Annotated in this window: 20 protein-coding genes; 5 read left to right on the forward strand and 15 right to left on the reverse strand. The window is 61.3% G+C overall.

Annotated features, from left to right (window positions below; translation table 11 throughout):
- The first annotated feature begins 106 nt into the window (after window positions 1-106).
- Complete coding sequence (locus O3299_RS25630; protein WP_289913642.1) at window positions 107-1,759, forward strand: patatin-like phospholipase family protein; 1,653 nt, start codon at window positions 107-109, stop codon at window positions 1,757-1,759.
- Window positions 1,760-1,829: 70 nt separating this feature from the next.
- Here the strand turns inward: O3299_RS25630 and O3299_RS25635 are convergent, their stop codons facing one another.
- The 5 genes from O3299_RS25635 to O3299_RS25655 form a co-directional block, all read right to left on the reverse strand.
- Window positions 1,830-2,048, reverse strand: coding sequence for a hypothetical protein (locus O3299_RS25635; RefSeq protein ID WP_034784905.1), 219 nt, complete (start codon window positions 2,046-2,048; stop codon window positions 1,830-1,832).
- Window positions 2,049-2,252: 204 nt separating this feature from the next.
- Window positions 2,253-2,834, reverse strand: a complete 582-nt coding sequence (locus O3299_RS25640) for a TerD family protein (RefSeq protein ID WP_099665451.1) — start codon at window positions 2,832-2,834, stop codon at window positions 2,253-2,255.
- A 34-nt stretch (window positions 2,835-2,868) separates the two neighbouring features.
- Window positions 2,869-3,564 (reverse strand): TIGR00266 family protein, encoded by a 696-nt coding sequence (locus tag O3299_RS25645; RefSeq protein ID WP_251351058.1) that lies wholly within the window; start codon window positions 3,562-3,564, stop codon window positions 2,869-2,871.
- Window positions 3,565-3,757: 193 nt separating this feature from the next.
- On the reverse strand, window positions 3,758-4,333 hold the full coding sequence (locus tag O3299_RS25650) for a TerD family protein (RefSeq protein ID WP_070222543.1): 576 nt from the start codon (window positions 4,331-4,333) through the stop codon (window positions 3,758-3,760).
- Window positions 4,334-4,464: 131 nt separating this feature from the next.
- Entirely contained in the window at window positions 4,465-5,538 is a 1,074-nt protein-coding gene (locus O3299_RS25655) for a DUF475 domain-containing protein (protein WP_305054605.1), read from the reverse strand.
- Window positions 5,539-5,655: 117 nt separating this feature from the next.
- Between O3299_RS25655 and nhaR the strand changes: the two genes are divergently transcribed.
- The 3 genes from nhaR (at window position 5,656) to O3299_RS25670 (ending at window position 9,490) form a co-directional block, all read left to right on the forward strand.
- A complete protein-coding gene (gene nhaR, locus O3299_RS25660; protein ID WP_289919597.1) occupies window positions 5,656-6,570 on the forward strand; it encodes a transcriptional activator NhaR in 915 nt (304 codons plus the stop codon).
- Between the two features lie 124 nt (window positions 6,571-6,694).
- On the forward strand, window positions 6,695-8,029 hold the full coding sequence (locus O3299_RS25665; protein WP_305063496.1) for an MFS transporter: 1,335 nt from the start codon (window positions 6,695-6,697) through the stop codon (window positions 8,027-8,029).
- A 120-nt stretch (window positions 8,030-8,149) separates the two neighbouring features.
- The gene (locus O3299_RS25670; protein WP_099668233.1) at window positions 8,150-9,490 is read left to right on the forward strand and encodes a hemolysin family protein; all 1,341 of its coding nucleotides are present in this window, start codon (window positions 8,150-8,152) and stop codon (window positions 9,488-9,490) included.
- On the opposite strand, the gene O3299_RS25675 is transcribed toward O3299_RS25670, so the two are convergent.
- The 6 genes from O3299_RS25675 to O3299_RS25700 are packed head-to-tail and all read right to left on the reverse strand — an operon-like array spanning window position 9,487 to window position 14,655.
- Window positions 9,487-10,566, reverse strand: a complete 1,080-nt coding sequence (locus O3299_RS25675; protein ID WP_099665455.1) for an AI-2E family transporter — start codon at window positions 10,564-10,566, stop codon at window positions 9,487-9,489. The genes O3299_RS25670 and O3299_RS25675 overlap by 4 nt on opposite strands.
- A 42-nt stretch (window positions 10,567-10,608) precedes the next feature.
- Window positions 10,609-11,202 (reverse strand): SCO family protein, encoded by a 594-nt coding sequence (locus O3299_RS25680; RefSeq protein WP_251351055.1) that lies wholly within the window; start codon window positions 11,200-11,202, stop codon window positions 10,609-10,611.
- Window positions 11,199-12,098, reverse strand: a complete 900-nt coding sequence (gene cyoE / locus O3299_RS25685; protein WP_070258805.1) for a heme o synthase — start codon at window positions 12,096-12,098, stop codon at window positions 11,199-11,201. The genes O3299_RS25680 and cyoE overlap by 4 nt, the downstream gene beginning before the upstream one ends.
- The gene (locus tag O3299_RS25690; RefSeq protein ID WP_099668234.1) at window positions 12,099-13,274 is read right to left on the reverse strand and encodes a heme A synthase; all 1,176 of its coding nucleotides are present in this window, start codon (window positions 13,272-13,274) and stop codon (window positions 12,099-12,101) included.
- 18 nt (window positions 13,275-13,292) lie between these two features.
- Complete coding sequence (locus tag O3299_RS25695) at window positions 13,293-13,916, reverse strand: cytochrome C oxidase subunit I (RefSeq protein ID WP_305063497.1); 624 nt, start codon at window positions 13,914-13,916, stop codon at window positions 13,293-13,295.
- On the reverse strand, window positions 13,897-14,655 hold the full coding sequence (locus O3299_RS25700) for an SURF1 family protein (RefSeq protein WP_305063498.1): 759 nt from the start codon (window positions 14,653-14,655) through the stop codon (window positions 13,897-13,899). Before O3299_RS25700 ends, O3299_RS25695 begins: the two co-directional genes overlap by 20 nt.
- A gap of 36 nt (window positions 14,656-14,691) precedes the next feature.
- Here O3299_RS25700 and O3299_RS25705 point away from each other — a divergent pair, with 36 nt between their 5' ends.
- A complete protein-coding gene (locus O3299_RS25705; protein WP_046683386.1) occupies window positions 14,692-14,892 on the forward strand; it encodes a twin transmembrane helix small protein in 201 nt (66 codons plus the stop codon).
- 147 nt (window positions 14,893-15,039) lie between these two features.
- On the opposite strand, the gene O3299_RS25710 is transcribed toward O3299_RS25705, so the two are convergent.
- The 4 genes from O3299_RS25710 to O3299_RS25725 are packed head-to-tail and all read right to left on the reverse strand — an operon-like array spanning window position 15,040 to window position 16,845.
- A complete protein-coding gene (locus tag O3299_RS25710) occupies window positions 15,040-15,900 on the reverse strand; it encodes a cytochrome c oxidase subunit 3 (protein ID WP_099665459.1) in 861 nt (286 codons plus the stop codon).
- Between the two features lie 40 nt (window positions 15,901-15,940).
- Window positions 15,941-16,147 carry a DUF2970 domain-containing protein gene (locus O3299_RS25715; protein ID WP_077399736.1) on the reverse strand — a complete coding sequence of 69 codons (207 nt, stop codon included), beginning with the start codon at window positions 16,145-16,147 and terminating at the stop codon, window positions 15,941-15,943.
- Between the two features lie 9 nt (window positions 16,148-16,156).
- Complete coding sequence (locus O3299_RS25720) at window positions 16,157-16,729, reverse strand: cytochrome c oxidase assembly protein (protein WP_099668235.1); 573 nt, start codon at window positions 16,727-16,729, stop codon at window positions 16,157-16,159.
- Entirely contained in the window at window positions 16,726-16,845 is a 120-nt protein-coding gene (locus O3299_RS25725; RefSeq protein WP_218965284.1) for a cytochrome oxidase small assembly protein, read from the reverse strand. The genes O3299_RS25720 and O3299_RS25725 overlap by 4 nt, the downstream gene beginning before the upstream one ends.
- Between the last annotated feature and the right edge of the window lie 42 nt (window positions 16,846-16,887).

Below are 16,887 nucleotides of genomic sequence, written 5' to 3' on the forward strand. Positions count from 1 at the left end.
CGCTGCCCTGTCCGCTTATCAGCTGAATAGCTGATTGTTGCCGGGTTTGCTAGAATCGCACACGTTTCCGTCCGTATCCCAACCCCTGACTACGCACAGATCACGCATGCATCCACGTTTGTTCGCCCCATTTATCCTCGTTGCGCTGCTGAGCGGCTGCACGGTACTCGCCCTGCGCCCCAACAGCGGCGTCGAAAACCGCACATTTGCCGTGCAGGAAACCCCGCGCCTGCGCATCGACGCGCCCAAGGCACGCATCCAGAATCCCATGCCCAACGACCACTTCATCGGCATCGCCCTGTCCGGCGGAGGCAGCCGTGCAGCCAATTTCTCGGCCGCCTCGCTGGAACAGCTGGAGCAGTTCGGCCTCGTCAGCGGCGCCTCGGCCATTTCCGGCGTCTCGGGCGGCGCCATCGCGGGCGGCTACTATGCGCTGCATGGCAAGCAGACGGACTGGCCCTTGCTGCGCAGCAAGCTGAAAACGGATTTCTTTGGCCAGACCATCTTGAAACCCGCCAACCTGACGACGATGTTGTTGACGAACAAGACGCGCACCTCGTTCCTGTCCGACGTGCTGGATGATGTGCTGTACGACAAGAAAACCTACCAGGACTTGCCGCACGGCGGCCCCATCTTCCTGGCCAACGCGACGGACGCCACGGATGGCGGCAAGCGCGTGGTGTTTTCCTACGAGTATTTCTACAGCACCCTGCATTCGCCGATCCAGGATATCCGCCTGGCAACAGCCGTAGCCACCTCGGCCGCCTTTCCCGGCGTGTTCGATTCTGTCACCTTCGAGCGTTTCCGTCCGAAAAACAGTTTCGTGCCGGAACTCGGTTCCGAGTCGCGCGAATCGCCGTCCTACGTGCACCTGTTCGACGGCGGCGCGGCCGACAACCTGGGCGTGGAAACCCTGTGGGACGTGGCCCTGACTCAGCTGTACGGCAACGACATGGCCGTCGTGCCGCCGCGCCTGAACAGCAAGCCCTTCATCCTCATTTCCATCGATGCCAACGCGCCCAATTCCAGCGCCGTGTTTGAAAAGATGTCGGACGAGCGCCAGCCGCTGGACCGCATCTTCAACAAGAATATCTACGACGCCGTCGACGCCCTGTTTTCGCGCCAGCGCAAGGAAAACCTCGTCAAGATGGGCTTTGGCCAAGCCCGCTTCGATACCATCACGCATGAAAACTTTGGCGACCTGAGCCAGAAATTCGTCAAGAGCAAGCGCACCTCGGCCTTTGCCATCCCCGTGCTGTGCCGCCCCCACCTGGGCCAGTACCGCTGCGAAGTCGATGCGGCCGATCCCTTGCCGGGCCAGATCCGCACGCGGCTGGAAGGCTTTGCCTGGCACATTTCCATCGATCAAATTGCCTCGCTGGCGCTGCGCCTGGCCAGCGAAGACGTGCACGTCGACAGTGCCCGCAAGGAAGAGCGCGCCGCCCTCGTCAAGCTGCAACGGCTGGCCACGCAGACGAAAACCCATCTGAAGCTGACGGGCCCGGAAAATTGCAGCCCGGAAGTGTTGCAATCGGCCCTGTACAGCGCCGCGCGCGTGCTGATCCTCGACGATGAGGAATCGCGCTTCGCCCTGTGCGACTACATGCTGGCAGGCCAGCTGATCAATGACGACACCGTCTGCAAGCAGCGCTATGTCCACGCCGTGCCCCGCTTCGCCATCGAAAGCGAAGATTTGCAGTACCGCAATCTGAGTTCGGACGGCAATTCCGTGAACGTGCCGATCCGCTGCAAGAAGTGAGCGCGCACAAAAAAGCCCGCACGATCGCTCGTGCGGGCTTTAGCGCAAGGATACCTGGCGCCCGGTTGATTTAGATCAACCGACTACGCCTGCGCATGTAGCTGCGGCTTAACGCACCTTCCAGTTCCTGCTCCGTCTTATGCTGGTTCACCGTGTACAGGGCCCACAGGGCCGCCGGCGCCCAGCCGATCACAGTGCACTGCAAGATCAAGGCGGCGGCACCGGCCAGCGGGCGCCCCAGCATGAAAAACGTGAGACACGGAAGTAGCAAGGCTATCAGCAATCGCATCACGACATACTCTCCTTCAATATAGAGCAGCGGACAAAGGCCGGTATCCGGTCCGTCCCCCGCCCGCTGCGTACTGCTCCTTAATAAAGTCTGGCAAAATCGTCGCGAGCGAATGCGAGTTGCGGCCGAGAAGCGCAGCTGTGCGAATGCACAGTGAGCATCACAGGCCGCAAATCGCGGCGCGCAGCAGATTTGGCCAGACCTTTATAGATGCACGGAAATTTGGGGCATTAAGTCGTCAAAGGTGCGACCGTTGCCGTTTTCTCCGATGGCGTGCATCTTCCATTCGCCGTTATGGCGGTACAGCTTGGCCATGATCTGTGCCGTGTGGGAACCTTGCACAGACAGGTTGAAACGCGCGACTTCCTGGTTATTGCTGGCATTCAAGATGCGGCAATAGGCGTTTTCCACCTGCGAGAAGTTCTGGCCAGTAAAGCTGTTGACGGTGAAGACGAGGCTCTTCACGTGCGCCGGCACTTTCGACAGATCGACATTGATCTGTTCGTCGTCGCCATCGCCCGCGCCCGTGCGGTTGTCGCCCGTGTGGACGATGCTGCCGTCCTTGCTTTTCAGCTGGCGGAACCAGACGATGTCGGACGTGCTCTTGTTGTCATCGAACATGACGCACGAAGCGTCCAGGTCGACGGCTTCCGTCTTCGAACCGAAACCGAGGAAACCCTTGGTCTTGGCCGCATCCCAGCCCAGGCCCATGGTGATACGGGTCAGGGTGGTACCAGCTTCTTTGTCCAGAGAAATCTTCTGGCCCTTGCTCAAATTGACAGACATACGCATAGCTCCTGTTTGGTTGATTACTGCTTGATTACGCCGGCTTGCTTTGGGTCCAGGCGAGGAAGGCTGCGCGGTTGCGCGAACACACGAGGATTTTTCCCGTGCCTGAAAACTTCAGTACCATGCCCTCGCCGCTGGTCTGGCTGTTGATCAGGTTACCCAGAAAGCCGCCGCTGCTGCCGGTCGTCATGGAAATTTCGTATTGCAGGCGGTTGTCCCAGCACACGACGTGCGAGTTATCGATCACCACGTCCTTGCCAGGCGTCACTTCGAGTATCGACATCGCGCCAAAACCGGATACCGCCAACTGGCCGCTGCCTGCCGTCTCGGTGATGAAAAAACCACCGCTCTGGGCAAACAGCGCATTGCCAAGGCTTTGCGTGCGCACCTTCAATTCCACGCCAGACGTGGCCGCCACGAAGGCGCCGTCGCTGATCATGTATTGCTGGGCGCCAACCTCGAGCACCCGCATCGCGCCGGGCAAGGTGGGCGACAGCAGACAATCGCCGTCGCCCCGCATGGCCTCGATATGCTGCTGAAAGAACGATTCCCCGTTGGCAAAGGTGCGCATCAGCGCGGCGCCTATGCCGCCCGTCATCTTGCCTTTCAGCTCAAGATTGGTTTCCATCATCACCATCGCATTGGATTCGCAATAAATCTTCTCGCCCTTGGCAAGCGACACATGCAGGAACGGGTCGACGTCCCCGGTAATATTGAAAACTGGCATACCTATTCCTTCCTCAACGATGATGGTGATGGCGGCGGTCTACATAGTGAACCACCCTTAATGCAGCGTAACGGTACCGCACAAAACCGTAGCGAGCGGATGTGATTTGTGGCTGAGAAGCGCAACCGTACTTTAGTACGGTGAGCATCGCCGGCCGCAAAGCGCACCGCGCAGTAGGTTTGGTGTGGTTACCTTAGACGCCGACGCCGAACGACGCTGCCAGGGGGCCCAGGCCGCCTTTATATCCCTGTCCGATGGCCTTGAATTTCCAATCGCCGCCATTGCGGTAGATTTCGCCGAAGACCATGGCCGTTTCCGCCGAACCGTCTTCCGACAGGTCGAAGCGGGCGATTTCCGTGTTGCCGTTGGCATTCACGCAACGCACGTACGCCTTCGATACCATACCAAAGTTTTGCTTGCGCGCTTCGGCATCATGAATCGTGACGCAGACGGCGATCTTGTCGATCTCGGCTGGCACCGTGGCCAGGTCGACGACGACGGTTTCATCGTCGCCATCGCCGGCGCCCGTGGTGTTGTCGCCCGAGTGGGTGACGGAGCCGTCGCTCGATTTCAGGTTGTTGTAGAAAATCATGTCGACGTCGGCGCGAACCTTGCCGTCGGCCTTCAGCAGGAACACGGAACCGTCGATGTCGAACGCGGCGCCGTCGGTGGCGCGGGCATCCCAGCCCAGGCCGATGATCATCTTCGAAATGCCAGGGGCTTCCTTGCTCAGGTTGACGTTGCCGCCTTTTTGCAGACTGATTGCCATGATGTATTACTCCTATGTGGGTTGTGTAAGACCAAACACCTGGCGTCCTCCACCGGCCTGACTCCCCAGGCCGGCGGCGACGCTTGCTACAACTTGCCGACAAACGGGTGTAGTCGTTTGTCGCGCATTCTTTACACTGCCTTGACCGCTTCCAGCGCTTCCGGCCGGCCTTCTTCGAGGGCCATCCTGCGCTTGTAGCGGATCGACGACCACAGCGAGGCGAGGATGAAGGCCACGCCGATCAGACCCGTGAAAATCTCGGGAATGTGGAACTTCATGCTGACCAACATGATCACGGCCAGGATACCGATCGCATAGTGCGCGCCGTGCTCCAGATAAACGAACTCGTCGAGCGTGCCCTTGCGCACCAGGAACACCGTCATCGAACGCACGAACATCGCGCCGATAGCCAGGCCCAGCATGATGATCACGACATCCTTGGTGATGGCAAACGCGCCGATCACGCCGTCAAAGCTGAACGAGGCGTCGAGCACTTCCAGGTACAGGAAGCCGCCAATGCCGCCGCGCTTGACGATGTCGCCCACGTTGCCGTCGCCGTTATCACCTTCCAGCAAGCCGCTGACCACATCGACGCCCACGTAGGTCAAAATACCCCACAGGCCGGCCGTCAGCACCACCAGTTTCTGGCCTTCTTCGATCATCGACAGGCTGGCCATCAGGGTGCCCAGCGCGATCATCACGGAAATCGACGAAATCTTGCCCAGCGCGCCCAGTTTTTCTTCAATACGGCCCAGCCAGTGCGTTTCCTTCTCCGAGTCCAGCAGGAAGTTCAGGAACACCAGCAGCAGGAAGATGCCGCCGAAGGCCGCCACTTCCGCATGGTGATTCGTCAGGTGCATCGAATACTGTTCAGGATTGCTCAGTGCCAGATTCCATACTTCCATCAAGCCCAGGTCGGCCGCTTGCGCCACGATGACCAGCGGGAACACCAGACGCATGCCAAAGACGGCGATGATGATGCCGACGCCCAGGAACAAGCCCTGCCAGAACTTGTCCCAGTTCTTCAGCACCGAGGCGTTGACCACCGCGTTGTCGAACGACAGCGAGACTTCCATCACGCCCAGGATCACCGCGATACCGAGCGCCGCCAGCATCGTCTGCACGCCGCCGTGCGTGTAACCCCACCAGGCGGAAATGCCCAGGCAGATAAATGTCACTAAAAATGACACTCTGAAATGTTTCATCGATAGTTCCCCTTTATCCAAATTCAATGGAACGTAGTATAGGGACGTGTGACACATTTAAAAATAGAAGATAATGGAAGTATTACTTCGTAAAAACAGAAGATAGAGGATGCAGCGATGAAAACCACCGGTTTCAATTACCGCCATTTGTACTTCTTTTGGGTGGTCGCCAAGGAAGGCGGCGTGACGCGCGCGGCTGAACGGCTGGGACTGGCCGTGCAAACCATCAGCACCCAGCTGGCCCTGCTGGAAAAGGAGCTGGGCAAGTCGCTGCTGCAGCCGCAGGGGCGGCGCCTGGTGCCGACGGAAGCGGGCCGGCTGGCGCTCGGCTACGCGGACCAGATTTTCCTGCTGGGCGAGCAGATGCAGGAAGCGCTGGCCGACACCGACGCGGAAAAGATGCGCCTGACGGTGGGCATTTCCGATTCCTTGCCGAAACTGATGGCGTACCGCATGCTCGACGCCACGCGCAGCCTGGACAAGCCCGTCAAGCTGGTGTGCCTGGAAGATGAATTCGAGTCCTTGCTGGCCGACCTGGCCCTGCACAAGCTGGACCTGGTGTTGACGGACCGCGCCGTGCCGGCCGGCGCCAGCCTGCGCGTGTCCAGCCACCTGTGGGGCGAGAGCGCCATGAAGCTGTTCGGCATTCCCGCGCTGGCCGCCCAGTACCGCGACAATTTCCCGCACAGCCTGCACGGCGCACCCTTTTTACTGCCCGCGCGCAACAACGCCTTGCGCGGGCGCATCGACGAGTGGATGGTGCAGCAAGGCGTGCGTCCCGACGTGGTCGGCGAATTCGAGGACAACGCCATGCTCAACGCGTTCGGCCGCAAGGGCCTGGGCCTGTTCTTCGCCTCCGCCAGCCTGGCGGCCGATATCGAAGAACAATTCGGCGCCGTGCTGGTGGGCGACGCCTCGTCCCTGCGCGAGCAGTTTTACGTCATTTCCAACGAGCGCAAGATCATGCATCCGGCCCTCGACGTCATCCTCGCGGCCATCCAGGGCCAGCCGAAGATTCACAAGGAAACCTGATAAATCCATTCGAAAATAACGTTTGAATAATTAATCAAAAGCGATTGTAATGAAGCCTGAGACAAACACGCGCCCCTCCCTCGCCGGCAGGGCGCGACCACCATAAAAAAACAGGAGCGGCACCATGTCCACGGCAGGCAAGACGATCGATATTCCCGATCTCATCAACAACAACAAGATCGGTTCCTTCCAGATCGGCATGCTGATCCTGTGCGGGCTGTGCGTCATCATGGATGGCTTCGACGTGCAAGCGATGGGCTATGTGGCGCCCGCCATCATTGCCGACTGGTACGTGAGCAAAGCCAACCTGGGGCCCGTGTTCGGCGCGGGCTTGCTGGGCATGCTGGTCGGCTCGCTCGTCTTCAGCATCACGGCCGACAAGTTCGGCCGCCGTCCCGTGCTGATCGGCTCGACCATCTTCTTTTCGCTGTGCATGCTCGTCACGCCGCTGGCCACCACCATCGAACAATTGCAGCTGATCCGTTTCATCACGGGCCTGGGCCTGGGCGCCGTGATGCCGAACGCCATGGCGCTGGCCGGCGAATACAGCCCCCTGCGTAAGAAAGTCACCTTGATGATGCTCGTCTCGTGCGGCTTTACCCTGGGCGCCGTGCTGGGCGGTTTATTGTCCGCCGCGCTGATTCCCGCGTTCGGCTGGCAGTCCGTGTTTTACGTGGGCGGCGTGGTGCCGCTGGTGATCGGCGTGCTGATGTTCTTCCTGCTGCCGGAATCGATGCAATTCCTGGTATTGAAGAAACGCAAGCTGGATAAAGTCGCCAAGTGGCTCAAGCGCATCGACCCGACGGTCAGCATCACGGCCGAGACGCAATACGTCGTGCATGAGAAGGAACACAAGGGCGCGCCCGTGCTGCAATTGTTTACGGGCGGCCGCGCGAAGATGACGATTTTATTGTGGGTCATCAACTTCATGAACTTGCTGAACTTGTATTTCCTGTCGAACTGGCTGCCGACGATTGCCAAGGAAGCGGGCCTGTCGACGGCCAACGCCGTGCTGGCCGGCACGGCCCTGCAGGTGGGCGGCACCATCGGCACCCTCGTCATGGGCCAGCTGATCGACCGCTCCAGCTTCCGCCGCATCCTGCTGCCCTGCTTCCTCGTCGCCGCAGTCGCCATTGCCCTGATCGGCCGCCCGGACGTGTCGCTGGCCTTCCTGTTCATCACGATCTTCATCGCCGGCTTTTGCGTGGTGGGCGGCCAGCCGGCCGTCAACGCCCTGGCGGCCAGCTACTATCCGACCACCCTGCGCTCGACGGGCATCGGCTGGAGCCTGGGCGTGGGCCGCATCGGCTCCATCATCGGCCCCGTGCTCGGTGGCGAACTGATCCGCCTGAACTGGCCCAACAGCACGATTTTCCTCGTCGTCGCCATCCCGGCGGTGGTCTCGGCCGTCATGGTGTTTGCCATGCGCGGCGGGCCGCAAACGGCGGCCAAAGGCTGAACGAGCGTGAAAAACCTGCCGCGCCCGCCTGCCTGCACGGGCGGCGAGCGCGGCTAAATTAGGCTATGGCGCCCTTCGTCGTTTAAGATGTCGTTTTTACAGCCCATCTTCAGCGCCCCCATGCACAATGTCTTGCTAGTCCTGCTCGCCCTCTTCCTGGTCGCGCTGAACGGTTTTTTTGTTGCCGCCGAGTTTGGCATCGTCACCTTGCGGCGCACGCGCATCCGCGCCATCGCCAAGACACAGGGGCTGCGGGGCCGCATCCTGGCCAAGGTGCATGGCCAGCTGGACGCCTACCTGTCCGCCTGCCAGCTGGGCATCACCCTCGCGTCGCTGGGCCTGGGCTGGGTCGGCGAACCGGCCTTCGCCGGCTTGCTCGAGCCCCTGTTCGGCGCCATCGGCGTCACCTCGCAAGAGCTGATCCACGGCGTGTCCTTCGTCGTCGCCTTCAGCGTGATTTCCTTCCTGCACATCGTCGTAGGCGAACTGGCGCCCAAATCGATGGCCATCCGCAACCCGGAAGCCGTCGGCCTGTGGAGCGCGATTCCCCTGTACGGCTTTTACTGGACCATGTACCCGGCCATCTACCTGCTCAACGCCAGCGCCAACTGGGTGCTGCGCCTGGCGGGCCTGTCCGGCAAGGGCGGCCACGACGCCCATTATTCGTCCGAAGAACTGAAACTGATCCTGCGCACCAGCCAGCCGGGCGAGAAATTTACGCGCGACGAGCGCAACATCCTGGCGCAGTCGCTTGATTTCGAACAAATGACGGTGTCGGACCTGATGCGCCCGATCAATGAAGTGATCGCCCTGCACGCGTCCAACACGCTGGAAGAAAACCTCGACACGGTGCTGCGCAACCGCTTCAGCCGCTACCCGTATTTCGACACGAATGAAGACGACGTGCTGGGCGTGGTGCACCTGAAGGACCTGTTCTTTGCCCAGCAGGCGGGTAAACCGATCACCTCGCTCACGCCCTTCCTGCGTCCCGTCGACGTCATTTCCGCGCGCACGCCGGCGCTGGAACTGTTCCGCCGCTTTCGCGACGGCGCGCCCCACTTCGCCCTGATCGGCGAAAAGGGCAAGCGCCCGCTGGGGTTCATCACCCTGGATAACTTGCTCGGCGCCATGGTCGGTGAAATCCGCGATGAATTCCGCCGCAATGAAAACGACTGGCTCAAGCAAAGCGACGGCACCCTGATCGGCAAGGCCAGCCTGCCCATCTTCTCGCTCGAACGCATCCTCGGCATCGATATCGAAAACGAGGAACTGGGGCTGGACGACGTGGAATCGGTGGGCGGCTTGATCATGGTCAAGCTGGGAGATATTCCAAAGCAGGGCCAGCGCATCACCTTCGTCGACTTCGACATCGTCGTCAAGAAGATGAACGGGCCCCGCATCGTGCTGATCAAGGTGATCCCGAAACAGGAACGCGACCTCGATGCGGACTTGCGCGATTAATCTTTTTTCAAGGTAAGCGTATCCTTACCCTGCGGCACGGTGGTTTCGCCCACCGTCCACGTTTGCAGCAAGCTGTACAGTACCGCCAGCAGGGTCGGGCCGATAAAGATGCCGACGAAGCCGAAGGCCAGCACGCCTCCCAGCACGCCCAGCAGCACCAGCAGGAAGGGCAAGCTGCTGCCGCGGCTGATCAGCATGGGTTTGACCACGTTGTCCACGCCGCTGATCAGCAGCGCGCCCCACACCAGCATGAAGATGCCCCAGCCCGTCTGCCCGTCGGTAAACAGCCAGATGGCGGCGCCGCCCCAGATCAGGGGCGGGCCCACGGGGATCAGCGAAAAGATGAAGGTGGCCACGCCCAGCAGCGCCACGGCCGGCACGCCGGCGATCAGGAAACCCACCACCGCCACCAGCGCTTGCGCCAGCGCCGTGCCCAGCAAGCCGTACATGACGCCGCGCACGGTGCGGCTGATGGTCAGGCCCACGCCGGGCGCGCTGTCGCCGATGATGCGGCCGGCGCCCGTCATCAGGGCGCGGCTCAGCTGCTGGCCGTCGCGGTAGAGGAAGAAGCTGACGAACACGGCCAGGCTGGTCTGCGCCAGGCCCGTGCCCAGCAGGATGCCGCCGGAAGCGAGGAAGTGGCGCGCCGGTTCCAGCATGGTCTTACCCAAATTCAATAATTCCTCGCGGTCAGCCAGCAGGCGCTGCACATAGCCGTCGATGGTTTCGCCCACCACGGGAATGCTGGCCAGCCAGGCCGGCGGATGCAGGCCGCCCGATTCCAGCGCCGCGCGCAGCTGTTCATAGATGCGCGACACATTGTCGGCCAGGTTGTAGGTGACGAGGGCCAGCGGCAGCACGATGACCAGGATCAGGGACAGGGTCATGATGGCGGCGGCCCAGTTGCGCCGGCCTTTCAGGCGTTCGAGCAGGAGCAGATACAGGGGCCAGCTGGAAATGCCCACGCAGGCGGCAAACAGCATGGCGGCGAGGAAGGGCCGCAAGACGAAAAAGCAGCCGATCAACAAAAAGATGATGGCTGCCAGACGGGCGTGGGGCTCGAAACGTTTATCCATGTACTGCGTATCCTGAAGATGGCGCCCGGGGGCGCGACCAGGTCAGGATAGCAGAAGTTTAAGATCGTGCGCGATGGCGGCCGGCTTTTCGCCGTGGCGCACGAACAGGCGGATCTTGCCTTCGCGGTCGAAGACATAGGTGCCGGCCGTGTGGTCGACCGTGTAGCTTTCGTCCGTCTCGCCCTCGACCTTGGCGTAATACACCTTGAATTCCTTGGCCACCTTGGCCGTCGCGGCCGCATCGCCGTACAGGCCGACGAAACGCTTGTCGAAGGCGGGCACGTACTGCGCCAGCAATTGCTGCGTGTCGCGCTCGGGGTCGACGGTGACGAACAGCACTTGCACCTGCTCCGCCTGCGGACCCATTTCCTGCATCACCTGGGCCATGTCGGCCATGGTGGTGGGGCAGACGTCCGGGCATTGCGTGTAGCCGAAGAACATCAGCACCAGCTTGCCCTTGTAGTCGGCCAGGGTGCGCGGGTGGCCCGTGTGGTCCGTCAGCGCGAACTCGCGCGCATAGCCGAGGCCCGTCACGTCCGTGTTCTTGAAGGCCAGCTTGGGCGCGGCCGGCTTGCCGCAGCCGGCCAGGATGGCGACCAGTGCGGCCGCCAGCAACAGTGTCAGGGTTTTTTTCATGTTCCGAGGGGAATGTAGTGGTCGACCAGCAAAGCCGCGAACAGCAAGGCCAGGTAGATGATGGAAAACGTAAAGGCCTTGCGCGCGATCAAGTCCGTGTAGTGGCGGTACATCTTCCACGCGTAATACAGGAAGCCGGCGTTGAGCACCACGGCCGAAGCCAGGTAGATCAGGCCGCTCATGCGCACGGCATACGGCAGCAAGGTGGTGGCGGCCAGCGCGATCGAGTACAGCCAGACGTGAAATTGCGTGAACTTCAAGCCGTGCGTGACGGGCAGCATGGGCAAGCCCGAGCGCGCGTAATCGTCGCGGCGGTACATGGCCAGCGCCCAGAAGTGCGGCGGCGTCCAGACGAAAATGATCAAGACCAGCAGCCAGGCCTGCATCGGCACGTCGTTGGCGACGGCCGCCCAGCCCAGCGCGGGCGGCATGGCGCCGGACAGGCCGCCGATGACGATATTTTGCGGCGTGGCCGGTTTGAGCACCATGGTATAGATCAAGGCATAGCCGACAAAGGTGACAAAAGTCAGCCACATGGTCAGCGGATTGACGAGGTGGTACAGAATCGCCATGCCCAGGCCGCCGATCACCAGCGCGAACACGACCGTCTGTTTCACCGTGATGTCGCCCATGGCCATGGGGCGGCGCGCCGTGCGGGCCATGCGCGCGTCGATTTCGCGCTCGGCCAGGCAATTGACGGCAAACGCGGCGCCGGCCAGCAGCCAGATGCCGATGGTGCCGAACACCACCGCGTGCCAGTCGGGCAACTCTTCGCTGGCCAGGAACATGCCGATGACGGCACAAAACACGGCCAACTGCGTCACGCGGGGCTTGGTCAGCGCCCAATACTGGGCGATGCGGGGGGAGGGTTTACGGCTGATGGTCTGAGTAGTCATTTATGCGGTACGGGAAGGACTGGCTGGTGCCGAGGGCACTGGCGCGGCGGCGCAAGCGCGCTGAACATTGCGCGCGACATCGAGTTGGAATTTAGCCTTGTAGTTTAACATGGTCAGCAATAACACGAGCAGCGCCGCCCCGCCGTTATGCATGACGGCAATCGACAGCGGCCAGCTCAGGTAGATGGTCGCCAGGCCCGTGGCCGCCTGCAGGGCCAGCACCAGCGCCACCCAACGGGCCGTGCCGCGCAAGGACGGCAGTTTCCATGCGCGAAACACGGTATAGCCGATGCCGGCCAGCACGATGAAGGCGAAATTGCGGTGCACCCAGTGGATGGCCGTCAGCGCGGAAAACGGCAAGTAATGGCCGGCGGCCGTCTTGCCCAGTTCGCGCCACAAATGAAAACCATGCTCGAAATCCATTTCCGGAATCACCTTGCCGCCGCACAGGGGGAAATCCGTGCACGCCAGGGTGGCGTAGTTGGTGCTCACCCAGCCGCCCAGCGCGATCTGCACCGTCAACAGCACGAGCGACATGACGGCCAGCGCGCGCACGGGGCGCAGCACGGACGCGTCCGCATCGGCCCGCTTGATAGGCGCCACGGCATGGTCCTGGCGTCCGCCCAGCCACGTCAGCATGGCCAGCAAGCCCATGCCCAGCAGCAAGTGGATGGTGACGATCACCGGTTGCAGCTTCAGGGTGACGGTCCAGGCGCCGAACGCGCCCTGCAGGCAGACGAACAGGAACAGCGCCGTCGGCAGCGCGGGGGCGAATTCCTGCCGCTTGCTTTTCTTCCACTGGCGCCACGCCTGCACCATCATCGCCACGATCAAGACGCCAATGGCCATGGCCAGGTAGCGGTGCGTCATTTCGATCCACGCCTTGACCACCGTCACGGGGCCCGTCGGCATCAGGGTTTCCGCCGCCACGATGTGCTCGTGCGCGAGGAAAGGATTGGCAGAACCATAACAGCCAGGCCAGTCAGGGCAACCCAGGCCGGAATCGGACAGGCGCGTAAAACCGCCAAACATGATCAGGTCGACCGTCAGGAAGACGGCGATCCATACGAGCTTGCGGTACTTGTTGGCGTCCGCGGACACCCAGACCATGGTCAGCGGCAGCAGCGCCACCAGCAGACCAGTCAAGCCCAGCTGGGCCAGCGCGGAGAGATGCATCGTCGGCATGCGGTCCCCTCAACCGATCGCCGAAGCTTTGAGCAGCTTGGCGATGTCTTTCTTGATCTTGTTCGGATCCGCGTCTTTCGGGAAGCGCATCATCAGATTGCCCAGCGGATCGATCAAATACAGATGGTCGCTGGTCTTGCCGCCCGGCTCCACGGGCAGCCACGCTTTCAAGGCGTCGCTATTGACGCGCAGCATGCTGGTGCCGTCGAATTCGCGCATCACGAGGGTGTCGAGCGGCTGCGCATCCGTCACCAGCCAGACCCGTTCCAGACGTTCGCGCTCCTTGCCCTGCATGAGGCGCAGTTGTTGCATGTCAAACAATTGCTTCTTGCATGTTTCCTGGCAATCGGACGGTCCAGTTTGCAGCAGCACCCACTTGCCCTTGAACTGGGCCAGCGGCGACGCCTTGCCGTCCAGTTCCGCCACCTGCAGCTGGGCTTCCGGTATCGGGTACAGACGGGGGTCGATCAGGGCGCCGTAGTTGTTGCGGCCCGTGGGCTTGATGATGTAATACGTGAAATACGAAGCGATGATGGGAAAGGCGCATACGGCCACCACAGCCAGCAGTTTCCACCGTCCTTGTACCTGTTTATTGCTGCTGTCTTGCGTTGCTTCAGGGCTGTTTGTTTGCACGTCGAAATCCTGTAAAGACAAAAAATAGAAAAGCCATCAGTGCCAGTGCATACCACTGGAATGCATAGCCGCGGTGCTTGTCGGCGCCCAGGTCCGGCGCCGGCCAGTCGCGCACGGGAAGCTGGCTGGACGCTGGCGTCGTGGCTGCCGAATCGACTGGATCAGCTGTTTGTTCAAGGATAAAAGGTTGCAAGGCCAGGCCGCTGGCCTGGGCCAGCTGGGCGATATCGGCATTTTGCACGATGGCATGCGGCGCCAGGGGCGGCGCCGTGCCCAGCTCCATCACATGGCCCGCGTTCAGGCGCGCGATGCCGGTAATGGTGACGGTGCCCGTGGGCGTGGCGTAGTCGGGGATGCGCGTGCGCTCGGCATTGTTGCGCGGCAACCAGCCCTGCGCCACCAGCACGTGCATAGGGGAACCGTCGATCTGGAACGGCGTGAGCACGTGAAAGCCCGCTTGCCCCTTGTAGGGGCGGTTGTCCAGGTACACGGTCCAGGCGGGAAGAAAATGGCCCGTGACGGTGCCCCTGCGGTATTCGATCGCTTGCGCGTCGGCCGGCAACAGGGGCGCGGCCGTCAAGGACAGCGGCGCGGCCACGTTGCCCGCTTCCAGGCGGGCGGCGCGGGCGACTTTCTCATCGCCACGGCGCTGCTGCCATTGCGCCAGGGATATCCCCAGGGCCACCAGTAGCAGCATTACAACAAATGGAATCCATCTAAAATGGAAGCGGATACGCATTACAATGAAACCTCCTCAAGCCTGGCGCTACCATCCATGAAAATCCTCGTTGCCATTGCCTTCATCCTGATCCTGGGCAGCCTGGGCTCGGCCCTGTTCTTCCTCATGCGCGACAAGGGCAAGAGCAACCGCACCGTGCAGGCGCTGGCCCTGCGCGTGGGCTTGTCGATCACCCTGTTTTTGCTGATCCTGCTGGCGCATCATCTGGGCTACATCCAGCCGACGGGAATTCATTAAACCCAAGGACAAATACTGGGGTCAGCATTCTCTTGCCTCTATGGCAAAAATCCATTCCTCAGAAAAAAAGCCGTACCCAGGATGTCCCGGTACGGCTTTTTTTATGGTGCCGGCGCGCCTAACAACCACGCGCGCCCTGCCCCGCCATTATAACCAATACACGACCACGTACAGGCCCAGCCAGACGACGTCGACAAAGTGCCAGTACCAGGCGGCGCCTTCGAAGCCGAAGTGGTGCTCGGGCGTGAAGTGGCCTTTCAATACGCGGTACAGGATGACGGACAGCATGATGGCGCCCAGGGTCACGTGGAAGCCGTGGAAACCCGTCAGCATGAAGAAGGTGGCGCCGTAGATGCCCGACGTCAATTTCAAGTTCAGTTCGCTGTAAGCGTGGATGTATTCATACACCTGGAAGCCCATGAAGATGGCGCCCAGCACGATGGTGGCAAACAGGAACAGGGCCGTCATGGCGCGGTGACCGGCGCGCAAGGCGTGGTGCGAGATGGTCAGCGTGACGCCCGACGTCAGCAGCAAGGCCGTGTTGATGGTCGGAATCCAGAACGGCGTCATGGTGGTGAATTCCTGCACCGTGCCGGCCGGGCCCGTATTGCCCCAGTGGGCAGCGAAGTCGGGCCAGATCACCTTGTGGTCGAGGTCAGCCAGCCACGGCATGGAGATGCTGCGCGCATAGAACAGGGCGCCGAAGAAGGCGGCGAAGAACATGACTTCCGAAAAGATGAACCAGCTCATGCTCCAGCGGAAGGAGTGATCGATGCGCTCGCTGTACAGGCCCTGCTCCGATTCGCTGATGGCGTCGCCGAACCAGAAATACAGCACCAGCAGGATGCCGGCGATGCCCAGGTAATTCACGTACGGGCCCCAGGAGACGTCGTTGACCCAGGCCGAGGCGCCGATCATGGTCAGCAGCAGGCTGGCGCCGCCCAGCATGGGCCAGCGCGACGGGCCGGGCACGAAATAATAGGGTACGGCGGCGTGGTTGGAACTCATCATCATCTCCTCAAAAACTTATAGGGTGGTTTTTTATAATTTATAAAACGACGAATTTAACAATTGAAATCAAGATGCCGATCAGGCAAGCCACCACCAGGAAGCCGGCGATGACGATGTGCACGGGATTGAGCTTGGCCGAATCCGTGTCGAAATCGCTCTTGCGGCGCAGACCCGTGAATGACCACACGACGGCCCGCAGCGAATACAGGAACGACGCTTTTTCCGGTTTGGCGGATTCGCCCATGGCACTCTCCTATTGGACGGCCGGCGTCTGAGCCTGGCTCAGACCGGCAATCTCGAAAAACGTGTACGACAGGGTGATGGTCTTGACCTCTTTCGGCAGGGCCGGATCGAGGAAGAACACCACCGGCATCTGCCGCGCCTCCTTCGGTTTCAAGGTCTGCTGCTTGAAGCAGAAGCACTCGACCTTCTTGAAATGCGGCGTGGCGCTCTGCGGCGCGTAACTGGGGATGGCTTGCGCATTGACGACGCGGTCTTGCGTGTTGACCACTTCATACATGACGGTCACCAGTTCGCCCGGATGTACTTGCATGCTCGACACGGTCGGGCGGAAGCGCCATGGCCCCTGCGCATTGCCGTCGAACTCGACGGTGATGCTGCGCGTCGTGTCGACCTGCGTATTGTTGTCGTACGCCACCGTGCCATCTTTTTGCGTCAGCACGTTGATGCCCATCACTTCGCAAATCTGCTTGTAGACGGGAATCAGGGCATAGCCAAAGCCAAACATCAGCACGGCAATGACGAGCAGCTTGCCCAGCATCTTGCGGTTCAGGCCGCGTGTTTCCTGTTGGTGGGGCGTCGTCACGACAGCCACAGCCGCTTGGCGAAGACGGACAGGAAGAAGAAGGCCGCCAGGGCCCCCAGTATCAGTCCCGTACGCAGGTTGTTCGGTTTCTTGCGCTCAGTTTTCACTTCGGTCATGGCAGGCACTCTATTCAAAGGGGCCGGCAGCGGCGCCGGCCC

Origin of the sequence: Janthinobacterium sp. SUN176 (assembly GCF_030587335.1) — a bacterium.
GTDB lineage: Bacteria > Pseudomonadota > Gammaproteobacteria > Burkholderiales > Burkholderiaceae_D > Janthinobacterium > Janthinobacterium kumbetense.

Coding starts and splice junctions, on each gene's coding strand:
- O3299_RS25630 (WP_289913642.1), top strand. CDS start 107: ATGCATCCACGTTTGTTCGCCCCATTTATCCTCGTTGCGCTGCTGAGC.
- O3299_RS25635 (WP_034784905.1), bottom strand. CDS start 2,048: ATGCGATTGCTGATAGCCTTGCTACTTCCGTGTCTCACGTTTTTCATG.
- O3299_RS25640 (WP_099665451.1), bottom strand. CDS start 2,834: ATGTCTGTCAATTTGAGCAAGGGCCAGAAGATTTCTCTGGACAAAGAA.
- O3299_RS25645 (WP_251351058.1), bottom strand. CDS start 3,564: ATGCCAGTTTTCAATATTACCGGGGACGTCGACCCGTTCCTGCATGTG.
- O3299_RS25650 (WP_070222543.1), bottom strand. CDS start 4,333: ATGGCAATCAGTCTGCAAAAAGGCGGCAACGTCAACCTGAGCAAGGAA.
- O3299_RS25655 (WP_305054605.1), bottom strand. CDS start 5,538: ATGAAACATTTCAGAGTGTCATTTTTAGTGACATTTATCTGCCTGGGC.
- nhaR (WP_289919597.1), top strand. CDS start 5,656: ATGAAAACCACCGGTTTCAATTACCGCCATTTGTACTTCTTTTGGGTG.
- O3299_RS25665 (WP_305063496.1), top strand. CDS start 6,695: ATGTCCACGGCAGGCAAGACGATCGATATTCCCGATCTCATCAACAAC.
- O3299_RS25670 (WP_099668233.1), top strand. CDS start 8,150: ATGCACAATGTCTTGCTAGTCCTGCTCGCCCTCTTCCTGGTCGCGCTG.
- O3299_RS25675 (WP_099665455.1), bottom strand. CDS start 10,566: ATGGATAAACGTTTCGAGCCCCACGCCCGTCTGGCAGCCATCATCTTT.
- O3299_RS25680 (WP_251351055.1), bottom strand. CDS start 11,202: ATGAAAAAAACCCTGACACTGTTGCTGGCGGCCGCACTGGTCGCCATC.
- cyoE (WP_070258805.1), bottom strand. CDS start 12,098: ATGACTACTCAGACCATCAGCCGTAAACCCTCCCCCCGCATCGCCCAG.
- O3299_RS25690 (WP_099668234.1), bottom strand. CDS start 13,274: ATGCATCTCTCCGCGCTGGCCCAGCTGGGCTTGACTGGTCTGCTGGTG.
- O3299_RS25700 (WP_305063498.1), bottom strand. CDS start 14,655: ATGCGTATCCGCTTCCATTTTAGATGGATTCCATTTGTTGTAATGCTG.
- O3299_RS25705 (WP_046683386.1), top strand. CDS start 14,692: ATGAAAATCCTCGTTGCCATTGCCTTCATCCTGATCCTGGGCAGCCTG.
- O3299_RS25710 (WP_099665459.1), bottom strand. CDS start 15,900: ATGAGTTCCAACCACGCCGCCGTACCCTATTATTTCGTGCCCGGCCCG.
- O3299_RS25715 (WP_077399736.1), bottom strand. CDS start 16,147: ATGGGCGAATCCGCCAAACCGGAAAAAGCGTCGTTCCTGTATTCGCTG.
- O3299_RS25725 (WP_218965284.1), bottom strand. CDS start 16,845: ATGACCGAAGTGAAAACTGAGCGCAAGAAACCGAACAACCTGCGTACG.